This is a genomic window from Reichenbachiella versicolor (assembly GCF_003171675.1).
In the GTDB taxonomy this organism is placed as follows: domain Bacteria; phylum Bacteroidota; class Bacteroidia; order Cytophagales; family Cyclobacteriaceae; genus Reichenbachiella; species Reichenbachiella versicolor.
Map to the genome: position 1 here is coordinate 75,427 of NZ_QFZQ01000002.1, position 25,870 is coordinate 101,296.

Genomic DNA, 25,870 nt, shown 5'->3' on the forward strand with positions numbered 1-25,870 from the left:
TTAATAATCGTTAGTAGCATTAATCAAGTCAAGATCATGACCAGTCATCCTTGATTGCTTCTCTGTGTATTGAAAATCATTATCCTTGGAATACTTGTCAACATAATTTAGATCTACATCTCCATCTGTCGCAAAGCCTTTAGTCATTAAGTTGCCAATTGCCGAAACGACACCTCCTTGATAGTAACCTATAGCAGCTTTCGTATTTCCCACTAATTTTAGATATGCATTGGTTATAGGTGAATTATAGATTTTAATTTCTACATTCTTTGAGTCATTACCTTGTAGATCCCAATGACCTAACCCAAAAGCAGTCTGAAGATCAACAACATTCTTCAAATGACTCTGACCCCCTAATTCTGGTCTCACAGCCATTAACTCTGACCATTTTTCAGAATTCATAACCTTTCCTGCAGTAAAGTAAAGATTATCCTGAGCAGTCTTAAAAATAGCCTCCTTGGCTTTCTTAAATCCAGCTCCACCTATTTTTTTATTAGACAGCATTAATAGCTTAATACTCACTAGAGCGAAATAATTCACATAATGCCTAGTTAAAGTCGTATCAAACTCATGAATCAAGCCATCATCAGACTTTCTACCATCCAAATTCAAATCTTCAATTGCGTGTAAAACTGGATTAACCTTTAGTTCATTAAACTCAGCAGTATTTTCTTTCCCAAAAGAAGGAGAAGCATTTATCTTCCTCTTTAGCCCTCGATAAATCTCAAATTTACACTCACTATCCCCTTTACTAATACAACTCAATTGAATACCCGTAAACACACCTGGTTGTGTATCAAAAATAGCCTCTACAGCTCCGGCCAAAAAACCTAATGTGAAATAACTCACACCTGATTCATGCTCTGTGCGTTTGCCAAAATGTTTTAACCATGCTTGGGCATAATGCTCATTTTCAGCAATGATGTAGCCACCTTTAGCTTGAATAGGTTGGAGATCTATTTTTCCAAAACCACAACTCTGAAAATAATTTTCAACAGCTCTCTTTCGATCATCAATATCACCTTTTGACATTGATTTGAAATATTTCGAAAGTTGAGAATAAACTACCTCTTGGGCAGAGGTTACCAAAATATTGTTTAGATCTAAGTGATTTCTAAACTCTTCTACAGCTTTTTGGAAATAAACATTGAAGTACTCACTTTGATAGAATAATGGCTCCTCGTGAAATTCGTACACATTTTTATCTGATAGATATGAACCGATTTTCTTCATATGAGTCAATAGGGATTTAAGGCGTTCAAATTAGCCTGTATCTGTTAATGATACAAACCAACGCGAATATATCGATAGATGGTAATTTTGGAAAGCTCTGCAATCAAAGATTCCTGCAACAATATTTAAAGCGTTATATACAAGTCAATTATAGCCTTGGGTCTTGCCACTACTTCACGAAGAATTGCAGGGGAATGTTCTATCCAACTTGGTGAATCTGCCACGAAGCAAACAGCATCTACTCCCAACTTTTCGGCTATGAACAGAGCACGATAGGCATGATACTTTTGAGTCACCAATACGCACTGATCTATCTTATAGACATTTTTTAACCTTGAAATTGAATGAATAGTCCGATTACCAAAATCATCTAATATTATTTTTTCTTCACTAACTCCCTTCTGCAAAAGCGCCTGTTTCATCGCTTTGGCCTCATTATAATAAATAGAGTCTTTAGATCCACTGACAATTAACTTCTCAACTTTACCTGATGCTAATAACTGATATGCAGCATCTATTCTTTTTTCAAAAAATGGATTCCCCCCTCCTTCCTTAAGGTATTGACTAGTGCCAAATACTAGACCTGCTTCAGCTCCTAATAGTTCACGAGTATCTTCCACTATATGATCAGAGGTAGAAGATATAATCCAATAATTAGAAGCCAATAATATGGCTAACAAGGAAAAAAAAGCTAAGTAAAAAAGTCTCTTCATTAGTAGGTTGTCATACCTGACAGCTTTTCAAATCGTTTGACATGGATATCGATATTAGGCACCACCTTTTTCATCCATTCCATCTTCAGTTCAAACAATTCTGACTTTGAGAGCTGCCAGTTTTTATTGACACGAATTTGATGATTGTAATGCTCTAAAACAATAGCAGCGCTTACTGAAATATTAAAACTTTCTGTAAACCCTCTCATTGGAATTTTGATCAGCTGATCAGCATGATCTCGAGCATAATCAGATATTCCATTCTCTTCTGAGCCAAATACTATAGCCGTCTTGTCATTTAACTCTACTTCTCTGTAGTCAACAGCATCATGTGGAGAAGTAGCAAGAATTTGATAACCTTTAGATTTCAACTCCTTATAACACGTTTCAGTATTATTTACACCACTTTTCATCAGATGGTGATGAATAGAAAGCCATTTACCAGAGCCTCTAAGAACATATGGATTTAGGTTGAAAGCATTGTCCTGTTCTATTACGTGCACATCTTGCAACCCAAAGCACTCTGCGGTACGCATTACCGCACTTGCATTGTGAGGTTTAAAAATATCCTCTAACACTGGAGTCAAACATCGAGTGCGCTGAGACAATATCTCATCAAATTTATTCAGTTTGTTAGGCGTAACGAACTCTAATAGATAGTCATAAAGCGCCTTGTCGTATTTCAGATTATCCAAAGAGCCCTAATTGATCTTTATCATCATCATCTTTTTTCTTATCATCTGATAAGTCAATTGACGATCCTACATCATACCCTTCCTTACTTGATTGATCCTCTGATTCTACTTCTTTCTGAATCTGATCTTTGATATCATCTGTATCTGTAGAAGTTTTTTCTTCCTCAATCGGTTCTTGAACAATGTCTTTAACAGACATGATATTCTGAAGTGGGAATTTGTTGCCGATTGCTCTCCAACCCTTTTTATCAATAATCTCAGACAAATCCATCTCTCGAACACTCTTAGTCCTTTCGCCCTTTTTCTTGTAGCTAATTTCTACAATTGGCTTACCTTGAGTAGTTACATGAACCAATTTTGATCCTTTAGAATCATTGATATAGGAATAGTTCTTCCCTACCACCATGGCTTCTACTGTAAATCTCTTTACATATACAATCTTAGAGTCTCCATCTAGATGAAGTGCCGATACTATTCCTTCAGAATCAAACTTTTCGATTTTAAGAATCTGTGCCTGATTATAATGATTTGACAATTCAAATGAAGTCAGCTCATAACTTCCATCCTTAAAGAAAACAATGATCTTATCTTCCGCTTTGAAATTACCAAGTAGTACACCTCGTTCATCCCTATTCAATCTACCAATAGTAGCATCATACCAAATATCAGTGCCTGGAAGCGTAGATACTCCTTCAGCTTTTAATTGCACTTTTCTTACAGGGTGCTTGGTCAATATATTACCTCCAGCTCCACGACCTTTAACTTCTAGATCAGCAAAGTCAAAATCAAATACTTTCTTCCTAGCAGTAGCTCCGGCTGTCAAGTACACTGTCACTAATTCAGCCTCACCATTTGGATTTGCAGTGAAGTAATGAACTTTAGACTTCTTGTTTCCAGTTTTAGTCTTAGTGAGAGGATATTCTTTATCTCTGGTGACAGCAGTGACATTAAAACGCTTCACGTAACTATTTCCAGTCCCACCATCTACATAGGCCATGTTATACACCATTCGCTCGTCTCCTTTCTTAAAGACTCCTGCATATATCACATCTTTACCTACGAATACTTTGTCTTGAATTTTTGTCACCAAACACTTACCGTCCTTTCGAAAAACGATGATATCGTCAATATCCGAACAGTCACAGACAAAGTCGTCCTTCTTCAAAGCTGTCCCGATGAACCCATCTTTATAATTAGCATAAAGCTTAGTATTGTTCGCCGCAACTGCTGTTACAGTAATATTTTCGATAGATGATATTACCGTCTTACGCTCTTTTCCTTTACCGTATTTATCTAATAAGTTTTGGTAATAATCAACCGTAAAATCTATAATATTAGCAAGGTTATGCTCTACCTGAGCTAAATCTTCTTGCAACCTGCGCATCAACTCATCCGCTTTGAAAGAGTCAAATTTTGAGATACGCTTGATTTTAATTTCAGTAAGCTTGATGATGTCTTCTTGCGTGATTTCTCGATAGAAGTCAGGCTTATAAGGGTCTAGTCCTTTGTCAATTGTCTCTAAAACAGCTTCCCAAGTCTCACATTCTTCTATATCACGATAGATTCTATTTTCAATAAAGATTTTTTCAAGAGAAGAGAACAAAATCTTCTCCATCAACTCTCCTTTCTTGATCTCAAGCTCTTGAGTCAGCAAACTTACCGTTTGGTCAGTGTTGTGTCTTAAGATTTCATGAACATCAAGAAAAACAGGCTTTTCGTCGATAATAACACAGGCATTAGGAGAAATTGACACCTGACAATCTGTAAATGCATAGAGAGCATCAATGGTAATATCAGGAGATACTCCGTTAGCTAATTCCACCAATATTTCTACATCAGCCGCAGTGTTATCTATTACCTTTTTGATTTTGATCTTACCCTTATCATTGGCCTTGATAATGGATTCTATTAGACCAGTGGTGGTGGTACCATATGGGATGTCTTTGATGACTAGGTTCTTTTTGTCGTACTCCTCGATTTTTGCACGAACTTTTACTTTACCACCTCTCAGACCTTTGTTATATTCTTCTACATCGATGATTCCTCCAGTAAGGAAGTCAGGATACAACTTGAAACTTTTACCTCTAAGATGCTTTATGGACGCATCAATTAATTCGCAGAAATTGTGAGGAAGTATTTTAGTAGATAGGCCAACAGCTATACCTTCCACTCCTTGAGCAAGTAGTAAAGGAAATTTTACCGGTAGAGTGATAGGTTCTTTTTTACGACCATCATACGATAGTTGCCAGTTAGTCGTTTGAGGATTGTAAAGTACATCTAATGCAAACTTGGATGGCCTTGCTTCAATATACCTAGATGCCGCCGCTCGGTCACCGGTACGGATATCTCCCCAGTTACCTTGCATGTCTATTAGCAATTCTTTTTGACCAAGGTTGACCATCGCATCACCAATCGACATATCACCGTGTGGATGATAAGACATCGTACTACCGATGATATTGGCTACTTTGTTGTATCGACCATCGTCCATTTCCTTCATGGCATGGAGGATACGGCGCTGTACAGGCTTTAGTCCATCATTGATTGCTGGTACGGCACGTTCAAGAATCACATAGGATGCATAATCCAAGAACCAGTTTTCATACATTCCAGAAACTGCAATGACATCCTGTATCTTTTCGTCTTCGTATTGACCGTGTTGTTCGTCTTCGTTGAGGTTATTCTCGTTTTCTGCCATCTTATACTTCTTCCTCTACTAGGTCTTTTTCTACTCTCAATTTATCAATAATGAAATTCTGTCTATCAGGTGTATTCTTACCCATATAGAATTTTAACAAGTCTTCAATATCAGTCTGCTTTTGAAGAATTACTGGTTCTAGCCTGATATCTTCACCTATAAACTCACCAAATTCCTGTGGTGAAATCTCTCCAAGCCCTTTGAATCGAGTGATCTCTGGTTTATTACCAAGCTTAGTAATAGCAGCCTGACGCTCTTCATCACTGTAGCAGTATATGGTTTCTTTCTTGTTTCTAACTCTGAATAAAGGAGTTTCTAAAATAAAAACGTGTCCATTTTTCACTAATTCTGGGAAGAACTGTAAAAAGTAGGTCAACAATAGCAACCTAATGTGCATACCATCCACATCAGCATCTGTTGCTATAACTATCTTTCTATACCTAAGACCTTCTAATCCGTCTTCAATGTTCAAGGCATGCTGAAGGAGGTTAAACTCTTCGTTCTCATATACTACCTTTTTTGTGTGACCGTAGCAATTGAATGGCTTACCTCTTAGACTAAATACAGCTTGAGTCTGAACATCTCTAGACTTAGTAATAGATCCACTTGCTGAGTCTCCCTCGGTAATAAAAAGCATAGTCTCACCTTTCTTCTCTTCATCACCTCTCTTGTCATCAAAATGTACTCTACAGTCTCTTAATTTCTTATTGTGCAGGTTCGCTTTCTTGGCTCTATCATTTGCCAGTTTTTTAATCCCAGCTATTTCCTTACGCTCACGCTCTGATTGGATGATTCGCTTTTGAAGAGCTTCAGCTACGTCACTGTGTTTATGGAGATAATCATCTAATGCTTTCTTTACAAAGTCATTGACGAAAGTCCTCATAGTTACACCATCAGGTGCAACATTAAGCGATCCTAGTTTTGTCTTGGTTTGAGATTCGAATACTGGTTCTTGCACCCTCACAGCAATTGCCCCAACAATACTTGCTCGGACATCTGCCGCATCGTAGTTTTTACCATAGAAGTCTCGAATGGTCTTCACCACCGCCTCACGCATGGCTGCTAAATGCGTCCCTCCTTGTGTAGTGTTCTGTCCATTCACAAAAGAATAATACTCTTCTCCATATTGGTTAGAGTGAGTCAGTGCCATCTCTATGTCTTCACCTTTTATGTGAATGATAGGGTACCTTAAGTTTTCTACATTGGTTTTTCTAGACAATAGGTCTAAAAGTCCATTTTCACTGTGGTACTTCTGTCCATTGAAATTGATGGTGAGTCCAGCATTTAGATAAGCATAGTTCCAGATTTGGTTGTCAAGGTATTCTGGAATAAAATGAAAATTCTTAAATACAGTATTGTCTGGCTCAAAGGCGAAAAATGTTCCGTTTCTTTCTGTAGTGGCTGCTACTTTATGATCGTTGACTAGGTTACCTGAATTGAACTCAGCTACCTTAGTCTCACCTTCTCTGAACGATTGTACTTTAAAATAAGTAGAAAGAGCATTTACTGCTTTGGTACCTACTCCATTTAGTCCTACTGATTTTTGAAAAGCTCCTGAATCGTATTTACCCCCCGTATTGATCTTGGATACGCAGTCCACGACTTTACCAAGTGGAATTCCTCTACCATAATCCCTCACTTCTACACGGTGATCTGATACTTTGATACTGATGGTCTTACCATGTCCCATCATATGCTCATCGATACTGTTGTCAACGATCTCTTTCACTAGGACATAGATACCATCATCCTGTGCTGATCCATCACCCAACTTACCAATGTACATCCCCGGACGTAGTCTGATATGCTCTTTCCAGTCAAGGGATTTAATACTATCCTCGGTATATTCTACTGCAGCCATTTATAAGAATCGAACGAATTAAAACTCTGTAAAATCAAGTTGTATTGAAGCAAGTTTGCTTTCAACAAAGACTCGAATTTAACAGAAATAGGACTAAAAAAAGAAGTAGAATAGCCAGTCTAGGTTGGGTTAGCTGATGTGTATTTTAGACTATTACTTTAAGGTAGTTTCACTAACTACCTGTTTAACTGCACTTTTACTTTGATATAAATTTCAAGTAGAAAAAGTAAAAAACCCATCCAATCAAAATTATCGGACATAAGTAAACTAAGGCTACATAATGGTCTGGATTGACATCTCTACTGTTGTATAGGCCTATGTAAAAGGATGAAAAGATATAGATCACATTGAATACCAATGACAATCCAGTCCACCAATGATAGATCTTTTGCTCTTTCGACAATTGATCGTATGACTCCATCGAAATCTCACTCTTTGGCAAAATCATATGTTGATAAGCTCTGATCAAGCCATTGGTCAAGATGAATAATGCAAAGTATGCGTAGAAGAAATACGACTTGTTTATAGAATATGAGGCCGAGCCATTATCATCATACATGACTCCTATGTCTGTGGGTAATAAGGCATACACATAAAGGATAGTGGCTAGGAAGATGGGAACAGATGCCCAGTATTTGAATTTGATAATCTTAATCATAACTGAAAATTGTGCGGCAAATCTAGTTAATAGAAAATGGAACATTGACACAGCTGTTCTGATTTGTTGCATGCATTCGTCGTGGAATTATCATAGTAATAGTAGTTTTGATTTTTACTTCAATCAAAATACAAAATGATGAAAAAAATAGGGCTAGCTCTTATTGCTGTACTTGTTATAATCCAGTTTTTCGGAATTGATAAAGAAACTCCTATGTCTGACCCTAAATCAGACTTTATTGCTATCCATACCCCTCCAACTTCTGTGGCAAACATGCTAAAAACTTCATGCTATGATTGTCACTCCTACGAAACAAAATACCCTTGGTACACTAATGTGGCTCCTTTGTCTTGGTGGATTGGTCACCATATCGAAGAAGGTCGAGAGGAATTGAACCTATCTGAATGGAGTAAATACCCACAAGCGAAAGCATTGCATAAACTGGAAGAGATGTATGAAGAAGTGGAGCATGATGAGATGCCTCTAAGTTCTTATCTATGGGTGCATAGTGAGGCTGCTCTTACTGATGAACAAAAAGAAGAAATGGTCGCTTGGATCAAATCGATTCCCAGTGTAGAGGATGAGCATTAACCCGAAAGATTCGGGATCCAATTAATGAAGCTCCCCGACCCAAGGGTACGGGGTATCTTTGGGATTTTATTTCTACTCGACCCAAGGGTCGGGGAATTAAACCCAAAGGGCTATCGCCCTGCGATTAAAAGCATTATCTAATTGATTGTCAAATAGGTTTGACGTTTGAAGTACACCAAGAAACTGGCGATAAATTTAACTGGTCATTCGATATATAAAATATTATATATCAATCTCTTGTGCTTCATAATAAACATTACTGGTGAATTATGCGGGTTAAGAAATAAGCTATAGCCCTGCGATTCTAAAACCCTGAAGGTAATTACACAAAATAGTACGTTTGAACAGCCCTGTAATAGGTTTTAACAGGTCTCTCAAACGTATTTTCTTTAAGAAAAAGCTTTAGTCCTTTTTTGTGCCAAATATCACTTTCAATATCAATAGTGAATATGGAGTGATGGCTGCTCCGGTGATAAACCAAGCCCAAAATGGTGAGATAACTTTGAGCAAGTTGGAAGATATTAGTGCGTGAAGGACTATTTCTCCTGTGAATGCCAAGGCATATAATAGACTCCTAACTCCTCCATTGAGCTTTCTATTATCTTCTTGAGCCGGATAGGTAAAATACTGATTGACAAAGTATGAAAAAATCAGGTTGAGCGTTTGAGATGAGACTGATGCAGCTATTGGGTTGAAATGGTGCAATACTATCAAGTATATATTTCTATTGAACAATGCACAGACCATGATCGCAATCCCAAAGCGTATCACTAAATGCATATTCAATGGGGCTGATAACAAAACAGCATTGGTCGCCACTGTTCCAAACAATAGCATGTAAAACACCCAATCATTGATAGCTTGTTCATTGACTGACATGAAGTACAGCAGACTGAATAGAATGGGGACTATACTAAGAAAACCTAGTGATCGATAGCAGGGTCGATTAACAGCGTCTAGGACGAATAATTGTCTCATGAGTGCAAAGTTATGAGTATCAATGAGCACTATCAACCTACTCTCAATATTATTCTCAAACTGCCTAAGACTTAATCTTCTGTTTCAAGTTTCGTTATTTAATCATCATATAAATTTTAAATTCTCAGGATCTACCATTCCATCCCCTTAGTATCATCTAATTTTCAAAGCGTAAAGCAAAATTTATTTATCTCTCTGTCTAGAAATTTCAATCTTTCTTCTTCCTCTTTGGGTCCTTCTTCTTCTTTGGGGCCTTCTTAGAATAGTCCTCACTTTTTATACTATTTAATACTTTACCATATTTTCGAAATTCTTGCTTAACCATTCTTGAATATTTTTTATCATTCTCTTTCTTCCTCTCAAGAGTATAATTTTCTATTTGAGACTCACTTACCGGTACTAGTTTAATGAACCTTGTAATATGTCTATCCTTCCTCTTTTCATACCAAACGGGATAAAAAACACTTGGAGATTTTATCTTCGTTCCATCTAAGTATCTAAATGTCTCTAACAAATCGTAAACTTTACCATTCTTCACAAAGACTCTTATGCTTGGTAAACCTGCTTTTTTAGCTGATAACTTAAAAGGTGTACTTGAACCAAAATACCCCTCTCCATCATCCCGATAGCCTGCACCAAAAATCCCTGTATGAATAGATGAAATACCATCAGGAAAAAATAGTTTCCCTACCTTACCCAGATTTCCAATTGAAGTTGCTTTAGGCTTTGACCCTATGGTAAAAGCTTCGAAGAATTCTCGAAGGTTGGTCATGATATCACCATTCTTTAGCTTATACCTTGCATAGGCATACTTATCTTCAGGTCTTTTATCAATTCTTCTGTCCTCAATCTCTTCCTCCTCTTCGTACTTTTTTTTCTTCTTTGTTTCCTCAGGGACTACTGGTGGGATGTACTTACGTGTCAAATAATTATTCAAATACCTTAACAACTGGTCTATGTCATATGAAAACTGATGAGTATATCCTCTCTCAAGTGGATGTCTGGAAAGAAAATCATATAATTCTGTTCTTAAACTTTGCAATGAAAGAGACCATCGAGGGTCATCTGGTTGAGAACCTATCTTGCGCTCAAGTCCACTTAAGTAAGTAAACAAATCATTTTCTCTAGGATGCTTAGATCTCTTTGGAGTCCTTACTCCGTTATATTTAGAAAAAGAAAGATGAGCTTCTTGTAATTTCTTGAGCAGACCGATTTCTAAGTTTTTATCCTCCTTTAAATTATAATTAGACAATGCTCTTGTCAGCTCAAGAATCATGGAAGGAATAGGATCATCCTTGAGAGGCTTGATGTAAGGAAATTTATTCTCAGTCTCTATATCGCTTCGATTGTTGCTATGAGTAGAGTCAAGGTTTCGAAACTGTTCTTGGGCCCAAGGACTTTTCTGTAAATGAGACCAACTGTTTATGAGTTCATCATTATCATCGAAGAAGTCATCATCAGTATCAAGGTCATTTAGGCGTTGTATTTGATTAGGTATATCCATTGTTTTTCAAAGAAATAAAGTTGCCCTCAATAAATCACACGAAAGTTTCAAGAACAACAAATGAGTTTATATTCTAAAGTATTACAATAAAAGCAAGAAGAGAGCTTTACTGATAACCTATTCTTTGAAAGATCAAAAAAATACCAAATTAGGGGACTATATTTTCAATAACAAATTCACTTTTTTTGAGGTCATCTATTATCTGTTATTATCCAAACACTGCTGCTTTATCTCCTATGAATTACGAAAATAACCTTGACAAACACGACTTAAAACATGAGGTCTTTTCTGACCGAGAACAGGAAAGTTACCATGATACCAAATTGGACATCATCCGAAATTATTTTGGACTCATGGTCATGAATCCAGACGAAGCTCCCAGCATTCACCACCGGGCGATCTATCGTGAGATTAACTGGTTGCTACAGATTATAGGATATAGATTCCGGAACTTTAATAGCCAAGAAGACTTTGAGGTCTTTCAAGGAGAAATGGATTTTCAATATAGCATGATTCAGATACCCAATCTTGACGAAGCTAGTCATTATGGTTCATGGGTTATTGAGCATCAACTTTCTTCACAAGACAGGCTCTTCATGTCTGTTGTGATGGCGATGAGCCTTAATGATGCTTTATTCTTTGCATTGCTTGAGTTACTCAAACTTCCCATCATATCAGTCTATGTCGGTGGACTAACTCAAAACAACGGACGTAGATTCCTACCTACGGTACAAACAATTTTATATCTATTAGCGGGTACTGATTTAAAAAAACAAGCGGAATATCAACTCTATTTCCGGTCAAAGGCTATTCTAATCCAAAAAAGTGGCATACAGCTGAAAAGCAGTCAGTCGATGCGTACGGGGTATGACGATATCATAGACGAATGGAAAAATCTATTGGTATCTCTTGACCCTGTGGTGTGGCAGTACTTCCTAGGAGCCGACATGCCTCAGCCAGAGGAAAACAAACAGCTACCTCTGACGCTACTGGAGACCTCTTTGAGTTTGGACGAATTGGTCTTGAAGGACAGTGTGATGAAACAATTGCAACCGATCATCGCATTTGCCCGAAATGGCCGAAATTTCTTTGAAGATCCTAATATCAGCGCTGGCTTCAAAAAAGGTTTTATTGTCCTGCTACATGGAGAGCCTGGTACAGGTAAAACATTGATCGCCTCCACCATCGGCAAATATGTAGGACTTAAAACCTATCAGTTGGAAGTCGCTCAAGTCATTTCTAAATATATCGGCGAGACGTCTCAAAATATGAGTAAAGTCTTTGATGAGTTGGAGCGTACCATTAATTGGCTACAGGGAGAACCCAGCATTTTATTCGTTGATGAGGCGGATGCCATCATGGGCAAGCGGTCAGAAGTAAAAGATAGTAAAGATCGATATGCCAATCTGGACGTATCCTTTTTGCTTCAAAGACTCGAGAAGTTTCCAGGGGTAGTAATCCTTGCTACTAACTTTCATCAAAACCTTGATGACGCATTTAAGCGTAGAATTCAAAATCAAATCTACATTCCTCAGCCTGAGGCTCCTGAACGAACTCAGCTCTGGACCAATTATTTGCCTAATCACCTCTATTACCCTTCAGAAAACTTCGCGACTCACATGGGCGAAAAGTTTGCTCTGACGGGAGCACAGATCAACAATATCCTGAAACAAGCTTCTATTATTGCATTTTCTGAGGGTGCGTACACATTGGAATTTATTCAACATATAGAGCCAGCTATCAAATCTGAATATATCAAAATGGGTAAAGTGTATCATAGACCACAGGAAATACATTATGAATACGCCTTTGATCATGGTGAATCAGAAATAGAGTCAGACCAGACAGAAAAAACTGTCAATATCAATGCAACTAAAAACAATGACCACATAGACATAGATAGCGAACTCTCTCCAATACCAAATCCCTCTTCTAATCAGCGCATCGGTACACCTGGAAGACCCCAAAAACTGGTCAAAAGAAACAGAAGGACAGAACGAACTTCGATCATAGCCTCTAACAGGACTTTGAGCGTTAAAAGTGCTATTCATATCTGGCAGAGCAGTCTGCCAGAAGGCTATAGTTATGCTAGACGTGATTTAGCTTCTAATCTTGCCAAATTTTATGCCCTTACCCAATCACAAATCGTCTGGGTGGTAGAACGAGCTGTAAATCATGCAAAAGTTGAAGATACTTGTGTTTTGGATCAGAACAGTTCTATCAATCTAGCTCTAGAGGAAATGCGACAGCAACTGGGAAAAGTGAATTTATTGCGATAGTCATAATAAGTTTCTTTAAACCCAATTTCAATTCATTCTAATAGGTCAATTTCTAGAACGAGGGTACCTCAGAGGTACCCCCTAGTACCTCAAAATTCATCAAGGGTACCTCTGAGGTACCCTATTCCACCTTGGAGCTCCGTCGATGTATGTAAAAGCTTACTCAATGGAGCTCTGAGGTAGAAGTTTCTATGTTTTAGCTCCAAGCTTGGAGCTTTTAGCTCGACGTTTCGACCTCTGAGGTTAATCTATTGATCTTTTTGCTAGATGATTGCATGTTAGAGGTGGACGCTTGTATGTTTAAGATGGACGTTTGTACCTTTTAGCTTTGCGCTTGCACCTCTGAGGTCCATCATTGAACCTTTTTGCTGCATCATATAACGTTATTTTAGATAACTATGACCTGGCTCATACTATATTCAATAAATATCTCATATATTTAATCCTAGGGCGATAGGCTAATGGGTTTAGTCTCCCGACCCTTGGGTCAAAGAGCCTTACTGATATTCTTCAATTTCAAAAAATAAACCATCCCTATGAATGACCAAATTCACATCTGTACTTATCACTCCCCTGTTGGCGAATTAATTATTGGTATCTATGACAATCAGGTTTGTTTGTGTGACTGGAAGTATCGCAATATGAGGGCTTCTGTTGATCAACGAATCGGTTCTAGTTTGAAAGCTCACTATATTGAGAATCTTCACCCTCTGGCAGAGGTAGTCATGAACCAACTGAACGAATATTTTAATAAATCTCGAAAGGTATTTGAATTACCTCTTCTCATGGTCGGCACAGAGTTCCAGCGGAGTGTTTGGGATATGCTGATTTCCATTCCTTATGGACAAACTCATTCATACTTGCAGCTCAGCCAACGTCTTGGCGATCCTAAAGCGATAAGGGCTGTGGCATCTGCCAACGGTGCTAATGCTCTTTCTATCATAGTTCCATGCCACAGAATAATAGGAAGCAATGGTGATCTGACTGGCTACGCAGGGGGTTTGTCTGCTAAGCAAAAACTTCTCGAGATGGAAGGCGCTATTTTGCCCAATATGCAGGTGGAATTGTTTGAAATGTAGTGTAGAAAATTATCTCCATCAGTATATCGTCTAATGATAAAACAAAAAAGAGGCTCAAGGCCTCTTTCTTATTTTTGTTTTCTATTAGCGTATCCTTCTAGGAGTAATTGAGCACCGGCAGGATTAGTCGTCAATGGTATATTATGAACATCACACAATCTCATCAGCATCTGAATATCTGGCTCATGTGGATGCTTACCTTGTGGATCTCTGAAAAAGAAAACCAAATCGATTTTCTTTTCAGCTACCAAAGTAGCTATCTGCGCATCCCCTCCCATTGGTCCAGACAAAAACTTGTGAACTGTAAGCCCCGCTTTCTCGGCATGTGAACCTGTAGTTCCTGTTGCGACGATATCTGCTTCTTTCAAAAACTCCTTGTTTTGCAACAAGAAGGCTACCATCTCTGCTTTTTTCCCATCGTGGGCTATTACTGCTAATTTCATATACTATTCGTTTACCAATACAATGTAATGGATTATTTCCACGCTTTGTACTGATTGATCAATCCATTGGTAGATGCATCGTGAGAAGTCACATCATCAGTCCCTTCTAGCTCTGGCAAAATCTGACCTGCTAGCTGCTTTCCTAACTCTACTCCCCATTGATCAAAACTGAATACATTCCATATGATACCTTGAACGAAAATTTTGTGTTCGTACATCGCTATCAAAGCACCTAAGTTGAATGGTGTTATTTTTTTGATTAATAATGAGTTCGTAGGCTGATTTCCTTCAAACACTTTAAATGGTAGAATAGCATTAATATCTTCTTCTTCCATTCCTGTCTTCAATAGTTCATTGATGACCGTATCTTCTACTTTTCCTTTCATCAATGCCTCTGTCTGAGCAAAGAAATTAGCTAGAAGCTTAGGGTGATGATCACCTACTGGGTTCAAGCTCTGTGCTGGAGCTATGAAGTCTGAAGAAATCAATTTTGTCCCTTGGTGAATCAACTGATAGAAAGCATGCTGTCCATTAGTCCCTGGCTCTCCCCAGATCACTTGACCTGTTTGGATCGCTACCGGATTACCGTTTCTGTCAATAAACTTACCATTTGACTCCATGTCTCCTTGCTGTAGGTAACTTGCAAATCGGTGAAGGTATTGATCATAAGGAAGTACGGCATGTGACTCAGCTCCAAAGAAGTTGTTGTACCATACTCCTAGCATCGCTAGAATCACCGGCAGGTTATCTTTAAACTCAGTATTTCTGAAGTGAAGATCCATCTCTTCTGCTCCTTTCAACAATTCTTTGAAGTTGTCAAACCCAATAGCCAAAGCTATAGATGTACCGATAGACGACCACAATGAATATCTTCCTCCTACCCAATCCCAGAACTCGAACATGTTGGCTGTATCGATCCCGAAATCACTTACTTTTTCTTTGTTGGTAGATAGTGCGATGAAGTGCTTGGCTATTGCCGATTCATCTTTAGCTGCCTCTAGGAACCATGATTTCGCTGAGTTAGCATTGGTCATCGTCTCTTGAGTAGTGAATGTTTTAGAAGCTACTATGAAAAGCGTCTCTTCTGGGTTCACTTTCTGAAGTACTTGGTGAATGTGTGATCCATCTACGTTAGATACGAAGTGAATATCTACTCCTTCTTTTTGATATGGCTTCAATGCTTCAGTAACCATATATGGTCCTAAATCAGATCCTCCGATACCAATATTGATTACTGTCGAAAGCTTCTTACCTGTATACCCTAATAGCTCTCCTCCGTGAAACTTAGTACAAAAAGCTTCAATCTTGTCAAGCTGCTCTTTGACCAATGGTCTTACATCCTGACCATCTACTTCTAGAGGTTCAGTACTTGTGCTTCTCAAAGCAGTATGAAGAACGGCTCTATTTTCAGTTTCGTTGATCTTCTCTCCTGTAAACATCGCTTCGATGGCTTCTTTCAACTCGCACTCTTCTGCAAGCTGGATCAACAAAGACTTAGTTTTGTCAGAGATAATATTTTTAGAGTAGTCGAGTAAAAACTCTTTCCAAACTATTGAGAACTTACTGTATCGATCTGCGTCCTTTTCGAACATATCGATCATTGGTTCTTTTGAGATCGCTTCGTAGTGTTTCTCTAGTTCTGGCCAGGCTTTAGTTTGAGAGGGGTCAATTTTAGGAATCATCGTGATTGTAATTCGTAATTAAGGATTTTAGCTCATATCCATAGGACTTCTATGCCATGAGCGCGCTAAATTATCGAAGAATATCTAGAATAAACATAGCTCATGAATTATCTATTCTTTATTCCTGAATGAGGGAAATCATAATTTGAGATCAAATTATAGATCCACTACTTATACATCTTAACGTGAGGAAATATCTATGAGCGATTAGAGTAGCCTTTTGGCAAGTAATACTGATCTAGAGTTGTCGTCTTCGCGATGTGTGAAACTCTTGGTTCAATTACTTTTCAGGTCGTCTTCGCGAGGCACGAAGCGATCTGTTTGGGTGAGGTATTGCTTCGCTTTGACAGATTATTACTTCATAATGACGATGATTTTTGAGAAGCAATCACTTCTTTTTTTGTCATCTTGACAAGAAGGAGAATCTATGAGCGGATATAGTAGCCTTATGGAATAGTACAGATTCTTACTATCGTAGAAGGACTTAAGAATAATGAATTGCTGTGCGTCCCTTAATTCGAAAGTTTTTCCCTTCAAGTCACTTCCGACGCTATCGCTAACCCCATACCACAGAGTAATGAACAGGTAAGTTTACACCTGAATAAATGGGATAAACCCATATAGACACAACCTCACCACCTTTTGGGCAGTGATGATTGCATAATTTGAATCAAGTCCACTCTATAAAGTCTCATGCAAAAATCTTACTTACACAATCTCACTTCTCTCAGAGGAATAGCAGCCATATTAGTAGCTACACTTCATTTTCACTTCTTCCTTGGAGGAATTCTACCTGCAAAAAATTCAGCTATCGTAGATAAGTTCTATCTAATGGTAGACTTGTTCTTTATCTTAAGTGGATTTATCATGTGTTACGTCTACGAGGATAAGTTCAAAGAAGAAGTATTGAACAGAGACTACAAAAGATTCTTGACAGCTAGACTAGCACGTATATACCCTTTGCACCTACTTTCCTTGACTGGAGAGTTGTTAATCTTTGTATTTCTTACCTTCTCAGGTCTTTTTCAAACCTTACACCCTACAGCTAAACATCTTTATCGATTAGAAACTATTCCTATTCAACTCACATTCCTACAAACAATCGGTATATACAATTTTGATACTTGGAATGCACCCGCTTGGAGTTTAAGTGCTGAATGGTGGGCTTATGTCTTATTTCCTTTTATGTTTCTTTTAACAACCAAACTTGGGTATCAAAAATGGTTTCTAGCAGCTGGTATTGCTATAGCCGGTTGGGTAACAATAGAATTCGTTTTAGCACCAATGGAACCGTTTATGAATAAGCCTCCCAATCCAGCACACAAAACTTTGGATGTGAATTGGCACTATGGCACATTAAGAGGAATCGTAGGTTTTATTGGTGGAATGTCTTTGTGGCAGTTATTCAGGTTATCAAAACTCAAAAGCTGGTTTGGTAATGGTTGGGCTCTACTAATCATTGCTTTGGGGTGTGCCCTATCTATGCATTTCAAGTGGTATGATTCTCTGACAGTAGTATTAATAGGCTTACTTATTTTGTCATCAGCCTATGGCAGTCAGTCGATCGATAAGTTTTATTCTTTTGGAGCATTAGTAAAATTAGGGAAGTGGTCCTTTTCTATTTACATGTGGCATATGATCTTAATTCATCTAGTCAAGCTTTATTTCCACATAGAAAAAGGAACACCAGTCTGGAGGCCTTTGCAAAGTGACAATTATTATAAGGCCAACATCATGTTGTTGACATTTCTATTAATAACGAGTTTGATTGGTTACTTATCTTACAAATTTATTGAAGTCCCAACCCGGCAGTGGATTAGAAGAAAATGGTCTTAAAAAATCTTAAGCCTTTAGGAATAATCTACGGATCGAAAAGAATAGTACTGGTATAATTCAGCGAGATACTATATCAGTCAAATAAACCTATTAATGATAGGTTTGTTGAAATAGTCACACGTTACGCTATCGCTAAACGCGCGCCATTTTGAGCTTTAGCCTTTTTGATGATCCTCTGTATATCCCCAAGTGATTTCAGATTTCCACTTGCCATTCCTTATGAAGCTTTTTATAATTTGCTCACCGTCATAAGGTGTCCAATAGTGGGTTTCATTAAACTGTTCGTAGTTTGAATAAAGTTCAGAGGAATGCTTTATTAATCTATTGATTACCAACCCAGTACGATCTAAGTTAATTTCTGGTTCGTTGATAAGATCATTGAATTCAACAAAATCGTCTACTTCTACTCCGACTAAAGCAAACCTGAAATCAGGAGCAGATTTCAGTATATCATACAATTTTAAACCTAGTTCAGACATTTCAATACATTGTTCCTTTGTATCAATTCCAGTTGTTGATGTCCCATTTGGAGTTATTGCACACCCATCTGTTGCTGTGAAAGATTGTAATTGATATTCTTTTCCATTCCAATTAATTGATCCATGATTCAAAAAACACTGTTCAATCACTCTTGTCTGTTCAAGGTTTCCTGTCTCTATATATATGGAGAAAATTAGTGCCATTAGAAAGCATTTAATGCTAGTCCTTTATAGCGAATTATTAATAGTGTAAGCATGACTTTCTTTATAAGAGGACTATATGTTTAGTCTATAAACCTTTTCTAGCTCATTAAAGAGCTCATTTATATTTAAAATGAAGTTACTCTTTAATGTAATTATTTCCTTGATATCGTTGTTTAATGAGGTTATATAAACATGATCAAATCGTTGTTCTCCTATATGAAGAGCGCGTTCTAATAGACTATTCTTTTCCTTAAACTCGACGTACTGTACATGGTTTAAATCTACCGTTTGATTTCTTTTAAACAAGCTATAGTATTTGATTCGTAATTCTGTACCTGAAATATGAATCCAATACATGTTTCGGTTTATCATGGAGGCTAATATGAACATTATGAATCCATAAAATAGAGATGGAAGAAACTCTAACCCTTTAAAGTCAAGATAAATAACGAATAGTACAGGTATCAACAATATGGTATTTACTAATATTGACGTTCTGCTATTAAACTTTTTTATCATGTTTTGTATATCGATCAGCTAAGGTGACTGCGTTTATCGCTTTTGAGTAGAAATAAACTATCTGTTACTTCTTTAAAGATCTTCCAAACAGTCACCTTATTATCTGTTATATTCTTGTTAATTATTCTTAAGCTGAAGTATTTCATGTTCAGCTTTCTCTAGTCGTTCTAAAAGTTCAATTTGATACAGAGTTAGTTCTTCGATCTTCTTCAAAAGCCTCATGTTCATATCTCCAATATCAATCCCATTTTCACTGATTTCAGAAGCTGAAGGAATTTCTGGAAGATGTTTATTCTTTTTAATGTATTTTTTTGTCTCACTAAGAGTTCGGAGCTCATAATCTTGTTCGAATACGTAATCTGGCACACTTATATCTGACAGAACTTTTATTTCAGTTGCTCTTATTTGACCTTCCACAGAAAGCTTGGATTGAGGATTTGTTGTACCAATACCAATATTACCGCTTGCATTAATGTAAAGTCTTGTATTAGGGTGGCTTCTATCGTTTGAGCCTGTCTGCAAAGCAATACTATGACCATGAAATAGTGTCAATCTTTTATATTGTCCATCGTCACCAGTTATCCCTCCTGCAAAACCTAATTTTTCGGGAAACAGAATCTTATTATATTCAGAATCAAATTGGAAATTACCGACGACATGTAGTTTTTCAGAAGGCCGGGTGGTTCCAAGTCCAATGTTACCACTTGCATTAATGTAAAGTCTTGTATTAGGGTGGCTTCTATCGTTTGAGCCTGTCTGCAAAGCAATACTATGACCATGAAACAATGTTAACCTTTTATATTGCCCGTCATCACCGGTTATCCCTCCTCCATATCCAAGATTGATTGGCCATAATAATTTATTGTATTCACTGGTAAAAACCTTGTCTTGACCAAAAGTCTGAGTAATAATACTGATGAAAATTGCTGCTAAAAATATCTTTTTCATTTTGTTGAATTATGAATTTGGGAGAAACTGAACATAACATTTTAGTAACATAGTGTGAGTTATACGCACTATTTTTTTTGCAAATCTAAGGGATTTTTGATCTGTAAGGAACTCGAATTAACTGCGTGGGTATAAATTTCGGTAGTTCGATTCGAACTGTGTCCCAATAAAATTGGGTACAAAGTAAATCCGTTCCCGATTCCCTACTGGAATAAGCATGAAACTCTTATCCTAGTCACTAATCTAGTCGATCTCCAAACAACCATATCCAACCAAATAATCAACTGTACTCATACACTGAATCTCGCGGCGCCATTGGAAATAGGTGAGCTAATTTGTCGGATGCCCCCCATTGAACCGACTGACTTACATCACTTGCACTGACCGAGTAGAATGGCACTATTTACAGAATGCCGATTGGTAGATAGAGTTCACGATTAGATCGATCCACTCTAGCTAAACATAAGCTATCATCTATATGTTAGATGACTTTTTTACATTTCTCTGTTTGTTGCACCAGTTGATTATATTAAAAGATACTTCCCACAATACCATTGATGACCAAACACTAAAAATAAAATAGTGCAATAACCTTCGGTCAGAACTATAACTGTTAAAGTTAAGATGAGTTTTAACCGATTCGTTCACATCTATTTTTAGCAATAACAATACAATCCATAAGAGTAAAACGATTGAAATGTTTACGTATTGAATTGTTTTCTTAGGTTTTAATATGGCCAATCCAATATCAATGGGATATTTTAAAATTACAATGACTAATAAAGCACTTGTCGAAAAAAGAAGTAGACGATTCCCGGTTGGTTCAATTAGATCAATTAATAGAATGCTTACAAGGACAGACGCTATATATTTTAATATGGCCTTGATGTATATTCTAAATCTGTTTGATAGAGTTAAAGTGCTCATTGGTCTATAACGTAGAGAATAGATAAAATATGCCACTTATTCACAATATATCAATTTTAAAACTATTTACTAATTCCCTTGAAAATAGGCTATCAAAAACAACAGCTCTCAAAAGAAATATGAATTTCGTCGAGCAAATACTAGCCCGTCCTGTTCAAAAAAATATGCTTAAAAGAGATTCTAAAAAAAATATGCGAGGTGAACGGTAAAAGAATTAACGCGAAAAGTTTTCTAAAAAAAATATGCGTGACTTAAAAATAAACTATGCATATATGCGTAACCACCTTGTGCATAAAAATATGCGCAACCACTCTACGCATAAAAATATGCACGACCCCTTTACGCATATATGCGTGGTAGTCTACTGACAATATGCGTAAGTAAAAAAAATCAATCATGCATAATTTTTTGCTGACGAAAAAAATATGCACAGTCGAAGAAACATTTCACGCATAATCCAATTCTGTATTAGTTCTAGTTTTTGTGATTCAATTGGAAGTTTAAAACAACTGCTAATCAAATCGTCTTCGCGAGCGCAGCGTGGCGATCTATTCAGGTGAGGTATTGTATCGCTTTAGCAGATTACTTCGTCATACCTCCTCGCAATAGACGTTGTCTTTATAAGTTCAAGTATAGAAAGATCTATAGACCAATAGACTCCTACTCGCTACAGAATAAAAATACAACCACCGCAACATTCGTCATCCCAAAAAACAATGATGCGAAAGCAAGAATTGGTTATTTGGGATCTCTCAGTTAATGTACAAATAGCCAATCACCATAACGGACAGATAGATCCCTGATAGCTTTTCTTCACTCTCGTCAGAAAACCTTCTGGGATGACGATTATTCGTGCTCAGTGGTGACAGATTACTTCGTCGTGCCTCCTCGCAATAGACGTTGTTTTTAAGTTCAAGTATAGTAAAATACCCTTCAATGAATAATAGTCTTCGCGAGCGGAGTGCAGCGATCTATTCAGATGAGGAGTACTTCTACCGTTTAAAAAATAGACCTAAAACATTGAGATTAAATGTTAAATACATTTTGACCTAGTCAGATGAAACCAATGGACTATCAAGACGTGATTAAAATATCTTGAAAGATTGGTGGGTTACGAATGTATTCGCTAATTATACCGCTTGAATTATCAATTAATAAATACATGGCTAAGATTAGAAAAAAGGACGCTCTAGACTTTCACGAATTCCCTACTCCTGGAAAGATAGAGGTCAGACCATCAAAATCATTAGGTACACAACATGACCTAGCTTTGGCTTACTCACCTGGGGTAGCTGAACCGTGTTTGGAAATCGCTGAAAACAAAGAAGATGTATATAGATATACGTCTAAAGGAAACCTGATCGGCGTCATATCAAATGGTACTGCTGTCCTCGGACTTGGTAACATCGGCCCTGAAGCATCTAAACCTGTGATGGAAGGTAAAGGTGTTTTATTCAAGAAATTTGCTGGTATCGATGTATTCGATATTGAGATAGATGAGTCAGACCCTGATAAGTTTATAGAAATAGTAAAATCGCTAGAGCCGACTTTTGGAGGTATTAATCTAGAAGACATCAAAGCCCCTGAGAGTTTCAAAATTGAAACTGAGCTGATCAAGAAAATGAACATCCCGGTCATGCATGATGATCAGCATGGTACAGCTATCATTTCCAGTGCTGCTCTGCTGAATGCCTTGATCGTAGTCGATAAGAAGATTGATGAAATCAAAATCGTAGTTAATGGTGCGGGTGGAGCTGCAATGGCTTGTACAGACCTATATGTCAAAATGGGTGCTAAAAAGGAGAATATCCTGATGCTCGACAGTAAAGGAGTCATTAAGAAAAGCCGTACGAATCTAGATGAAATGAAGGCTAGATACGCTGTTGATACAGAACTGACCACGCTATCCGAAGCGATCAAAGGTGCGGACATGTTCCTTGGACTATCTATGGGTAATGTCATGACAGCTGATGATTTACTATCTATGGCTGACCACCCTATCGTTTTCGCTCTCGCTAACCCAAATCCTGAAATCGAATACAACTTAGCGATGTCTACTAGAGAGGATGTAGTGATGGCAACGGGTAGATCTGATCATCCTAACCAAGTCAATAATGTTCTTGGATTCCCTTATATATTCAGAGGGGCACTTGACGTACGTGCTACAGGCATCAATGAAGAAATGAAGTTGGCGGCAGTCTATGCTTTAGCTGAGCTTGCTAAGCAGCCTGTTCCAGATGCGGTTACTAAAGCCTATCATAAGGAGACAATCAAATTTGGTAAGGACTATTTGATTCCTAAGCCTCTCGACCCAAGGCTGATCGCTACTATATCTTCTGCAGTGGCTAAAGCTGCTATTGACTCTGGTGTGGCTCGTACAGAGATCACCAACTGGGAAGAATATAAAATCAAGCTAGAAGAGATGCTTGGTATGGGACAGCGTATTGTGACCAGATTGGCGACTAGAGCTAAGAAAGACCTACAGAGAGTTGTATTCTCAGAGGGAGATAGATTATCGGTGCTCAAGGCCGCTCAGCTACTGATCGATGAAGGAGTAGCTATTCCTATTCTTCTCGGAAATGAGACGAAGATCAAAGCTTTGATGGAAGAATATGAATTAGACTTTGACTGTGAAATCATCGACACCTATGTAGTGAGAGATCAGCGGATGGAATATGCCAAGAAGTTGTTCGAAAAGCGCCAGCGTAAAGGAATGACTCAGCGAGAAGCAGACAGAGTCATGATCGACAGAAACTACTTCGCCGCAATGATGGTGGAATTAGGAGACGCAGATGCTATGATTTCAGGTCTTTCCAATGACTACCCTAATACTATCCGCCCTGCGCTACAGATCATCGGTACGGAACCAGGTCTACATCGCGTAGCGGGTATGTATATCATTCGAAACCAAAAAGGAACGTTTTTCCTTGCAGACACTACAGTCAATGTAGATCCTAATGAAGAAGAATTATTAGACATCATTGATTTGACAGCCAAGACGGTTAAGTTTTTTGATTTTGAACCTAGAATGGCGGTACTGTCCTATTCTACTTTTGGTTCGTCTAAGGGAAGAACGCCTGAGAAAACGGCAAAGGCGGTAGCTATGGCGAAAGAAAAATGGCCAGACTTGATCATCGATGGAGAAGTTCAAGCCAATGTCGCTCTTGATCCAGAATTGATGGCTAAAGAATATCCTTTTAGTAGCTTGAATGGTAAATCTGTCAACACGCTAATATTCCCTAACCTGTCTGCGGGTAATATAGCTTACAAACTGTTGATGGAAATAGGGTCTAGTGATGCGATCGGTCCAATATTGATGGGAATGAACAAGCCAGTACATGTTTTACAAAAAGGCAGTACTGTACGTCAAATCTTCAACATGGCAACCATTGCTGCCGTAGATGCGATAGAAAGTAAAGCCAGAAGGGCTCAGCAAGACTAAGACCGCGCTGGTCTACGAATTTGTATCGGTTAGCTACATTGTAATAAACACTCATGTAGCTAACCGATTTTTTATATTCATTTATTTCTTACGCTTGATGGCCATGAAAAGAGTGTCCATCACTTCTTGAAAATGCAAACTGGCATCATGTGGCATTCTAGATACTTGAGTTTGCCCCGCTAAAAATGCTTCGTTGAAAGCATTAATCTCATGCATGAATCCAATCGATGGATGCTCATCTATAAACCCATCTACTTGCTTGTCCAGCTTGTAAAGTCTAGATTTTTTGGCTGCCCAAAAATCATCAACTTCTACCCTACCTTTTTCACCTATGATTGCTAATCTATTGGGAAGCATGCAATCAAAGTCTAAGTGAAAGTGACAATTAACTTCACCATATCTTAATATTCCATAGACATTGGTCTCCACTCCTGTATCGGCAAATTTGGCTGTTGCCTCCAAAGACCTGATTTGCTCAGAAGTAAATAAAGCAGACATCGCAATGTTATAGATCCCCAAGTCATGAATACTTCCTCCAGCTAAATCTGGATTATACAATCTGTTCTTAGGGTCTTTATCCATCAAATGCCCAAAATCAGACTTAACATGAAGCACTTTTCCTATTTTCCCTTCTTCTACCCAAGTCTTGGCTTGCTGAATGGCTGGTAAAAAGTAAGTCCACATACCTTCCATGATCAACTTGTTTTCTTCCTTAGCAATGGAAAAAAGCTCTTCTGCTTGTTTTTTGGATATGGTAATAGGTTTTTCGGATAATACAGCCTTGCCTGCTTTCAGTGCGTTTTTAGCTTGATCAAAATGAAAATTGTGTGGAGTCGCTATATAAATAGCGTCAATATCTGGGTCTTTGTACAACTCTTGATAAGCTCCATATACTTTTTCTATTCCATATTCTTTAGCGAAAGTCTCTGCTCTTTTCTTTTTGGAAGAAGCTACAGCGACCACCTCTCCGCTCTCTACATATTGAAAATCACTTACAAACTGTCTAGCTATGTGCCCTGGGCCAAGAACACCCCATCTTACTTTTTGATTCATGACTGCAACTTTGTCAAAGTTGACAACATAGACAAACATATTTCTGCT

At 37.8% G+C, this 25,870-nt stretch carries 19 protein-coding genes; 5 read left to right on the forward strand and 14 right to left on the reverse strand.

Features of this window, described 5'->3' with window-relative positions; all coding sequences use genetic code 11:
- The 6 genes from DKG80_RS05270 to DKG80_RS05295 form a co-directional block, all read right to left on the reverse strand.
- A complete protein-coding gene (locus DKG80_RS05270; protein WP_109830276.1) occupies nt 1-1,233 on the reverse strand; it encodes a 4-vinyl reductase in 1,233 nt (410 codons plus the stop codon).
- Between the two features lie 125 nt (nt 1,234-1,358).
- The gene (locus tag DKG80_RS05275) at nt 1,359-1,946 is read right to left on the reverse strand and encodes a SanA/YdcF family protein (protein WP_109830277.1); all 588 of its coding nucleotides are present in this window, start codon (nt 1,944-1,946) and stop codon (nt 1,359-1,361) included.
- Nucleotides 1,946-2,641: a TrmH family RNA methyltransferase gene (locus tag DKG80_RS05280; RefSeq protein ID WP_245906963.1), complete on the reverse strand. Its 696-nt coding sequence runs from the start codon at nt 2,639-2,641 to the stop codon at nt 1,946-1,948. The genes DKG80_RS05275 and DKG80_RS05280 overlap by 1 nt, the downstream gene beginning before the upstream one ends.
- Complete coding sequence (locus tag DKG80_RS05285) at nt 2,634-5,339, reverse strand: DNA gyrase/topoisomerase IV subunit A (protein ID WP_109830278.1); 2,706 nt, start codon at nt 5,337-5,339, stop codon at nt 2,634-2,636. The genes DKG80_RS05280 and DKG80_RS05285 overlap by 8 nt, the downstream gene beginning before the upstream one ends.
- Nucleotide 5,340: 1 nt before the next feature.
- Nucleotides 5,341-7,200: a DNA topoisomerase IV subunit B gene (locus DKG80_RS05290; protein ID WP_109830279.1), complete on the reverse strand. Its 1,860-nt coding sequence runs from the start codon at nt 7,198-7,200 to the stop codon at nt 5,341-5,343.
- A 196-nt stretch (nt 7,201-7,396) separates the two neighbouring features.
- The gene (locus DKG80_RS05295; protein WP_109830280.1) at nt 7,397-7,858 is read right to left on the reverse strand and encodes a hypothetical protein; all 462 of its coding nucleotides are present in this window, start codon (nt 7,856-7,858) and stop codon (nt 7,397-7,399) included.
- Between the two features lie 138 nt (nt 7,859-7,996).
- Here DKG80_RS05295 and DKG80_RS05300 point away from each other — a divergent pair, with 138 nt between their 5' ends.
- Nucleotides 7,997-8,449, forward strand: coding sequence for a heme-binding domain-containing protein (locus DKG80_RS05300; protein WP_245906964.1), 453 nt, complete (start codon nt 7,997-7,999; stop codon nt 8,447-8,449).
- Nucleotides 8,450-8,851: 402 nt separating this feature from the next.
- Here the strand turns inward: DKG80_RS05300 and DKG80_RS05305 are convergent, their stop codons facing one another.
- Together DKG80_RS05305 and DKG80_RS05310 are read right to left on the reverse strand one after the other, a co-directional pair.
- The gene (locus tag DKG80_RS05305; RefSeq protein ID WP_109830282.1) at nt 8,852-9,427 is read right to left on the reverse strand and encodes a GtrA family protein; all 576 of its coding nucleotides are present in this window, start codon (nt 9,425-9,427) and stop codon (nt 8,852-8,854) included.
- A gap of 208 nt (nt 9,428-9,635) precedes the next feature.
- Nucleotides 9,636-10,931 carry a hypothetical protein gene (locus tag DKG80_RS05310; protein WP_109830283.1) on the reverse strand — a complete coding sequence of 432 codons (1,296 nt, stop codon included), beginning with the start codon at nt 10,929-10,931 and terminating at the stop codon, nt 9,636-9,638.
- A gap of 185 nt (nt 10,932-11,116) precedes the next feature.
- Here DKG80_RS05310 and DKG80_RS05315 point away from each other — a divergent pair, with 185 nt between their 5' ends.
- Nucleotides 11,117-13,210 carry an ATP-binding protein gene (locus tag DKG80_RS05315; RefSeq protein WP_162555699.1) on the forward strand — a complete coding sequence of 698 codons (2,094 nt, stop codon included), beginning with the start codon at nt 11,117-11,119 and terminating at the stop codon, nt 13,208-13,210.
- A 536-nt stretch (nt 13,211-13,746) separates the two neighbouring features.
- Nucleotides 13,747-14,289 carry a methylated-DNA--[protein]-cysteine S-methyltransferase gene (locus tag DKG80_RS05320; protein WP_109830285.1) on the forward strand — a complete coding sequence of 181 codons (543 nt, stop codon included), beginning with the start codon at nt 13,747-13,749 and terminating at the stop codon, nt 14,287-14,289.
- Between the two features lie 68 nt (nt 14,290-14,357).
- On the opposite strand, the gene DKG80_RS05325 is transcribed toward DKG80_RS05320, so the two are convergent.
- Nucleotides 14,358-14,732, reverse strand: coding sequence for a methylglyoxal synthase (locus DKG80_RS05325; protein WP_109830286.1), 375 nt, complete (start codon nt 14,730-14,732; stop codon nt 14,358-14,360).
- Nucleotides 14,733-14,764: 32 nt separating this feature from the next.
- Nucleotides 14,765-16,414 (reverse strand): glucose-6-phosphate isomerase, encoded by a 1,650-nt coding sequence (gene pgi / locus DKG80_RS05330; RefSeq protein WP_109830287.1) that lies wholly within the window; start codon nt 16,412-16,414, stop codon nt 14,765-14,767.
- Nucleotides 16,415-17,107: 693 nt separating this feature from the next.
- Between pgi and DKG80_RS05335 the strand changes: the two genes are divergently transcribed.
- Nucleotides 17,108-18,250 carry an acyltransferase family protein gene (locus tag DKG80_RS05335; protein WP_109830288.1) on the forward strand — a complete coding sequence of 381 codons (1,143 nt, stop codon included), beginning with the start codon at nt 17,108-17,110 and terminating at the stop codon, nt 18,248-18,250.
- Between the two features lie 155 nt (nt 18,251-18,405).
- Here DKG80_RS05335 and DKG80_RS05340 read toward each other — a convergent pair whose 3' ends face one another.
- The 3 genes from DKG80_RS05340 to DKG80_RS05350 form a co-directional block, all read right to left on the reverse strand.
- Complete coding sequence (locus DKG80_RS05340) at nt 18,406-18,933, reverse strand: hypothetical protein (protein ID WP_109830289.1); 528 nt, start codon at nt 18,931-18,933, stop codon at nt 18,406-18,408.
- 72 nt (nt 18,934-19,005) lie between these two features.
- On the reverse strand, nt 19,006-19,452 hold the full coding sequence (locus DKG80_RS05345; protein WP_109830290.1) for a YdbT family protein: 447 nt from the start codon (nt 19,450-19,452) through the stop codon (nt 19,006-19,008).
- Nucleotides 19,453-19,569: 117 nt separating this feature from the next.
- A complete protein-coding gene (locus DKG80_RS05350) occupies nt 19,570-20,400 on the reverse strand; it encodes a hypothetical protein (RefSeq protein WP_109830291.1) in 831 nt (276 codons plus the stop codon).
- A 2,089-nt stretch (nt 20,401-22,489) separates the two neighbouring features.
- Between DKG80_RS05350 and DKG80_RS05370 the strand changes: the two genes are divergently transcribed.
- A complete protein-coding gene (locus tag DKG80_RS05370; protein ID WP_109830294.1) occupies nt 22,490-24,769 on the forward strand; it encodes an NADP-dependent malic enzyme in 2,280 nt (759 codons plus the stop codon).
- Between the two features lie 81 nt (nt 24,770-24,850).
- On the opposite strand, the gene DKG80_RS05375 is transcribed toward DKG80_RS05370, so the two are convergent.
- Nucleotides 24,851-25,822, reverse strand: a complete 972-nt coding sequence (locus DKG80_RS05375) for a Gfo/Idh/MocA family protein (protein ID WP_162555700.1) — start codon at nt 25,820-25,822, stop codon at nt 24,851-24,853.
- Nucleotides 25,823-25,870 lie beyond the last annotated feature (48 nt).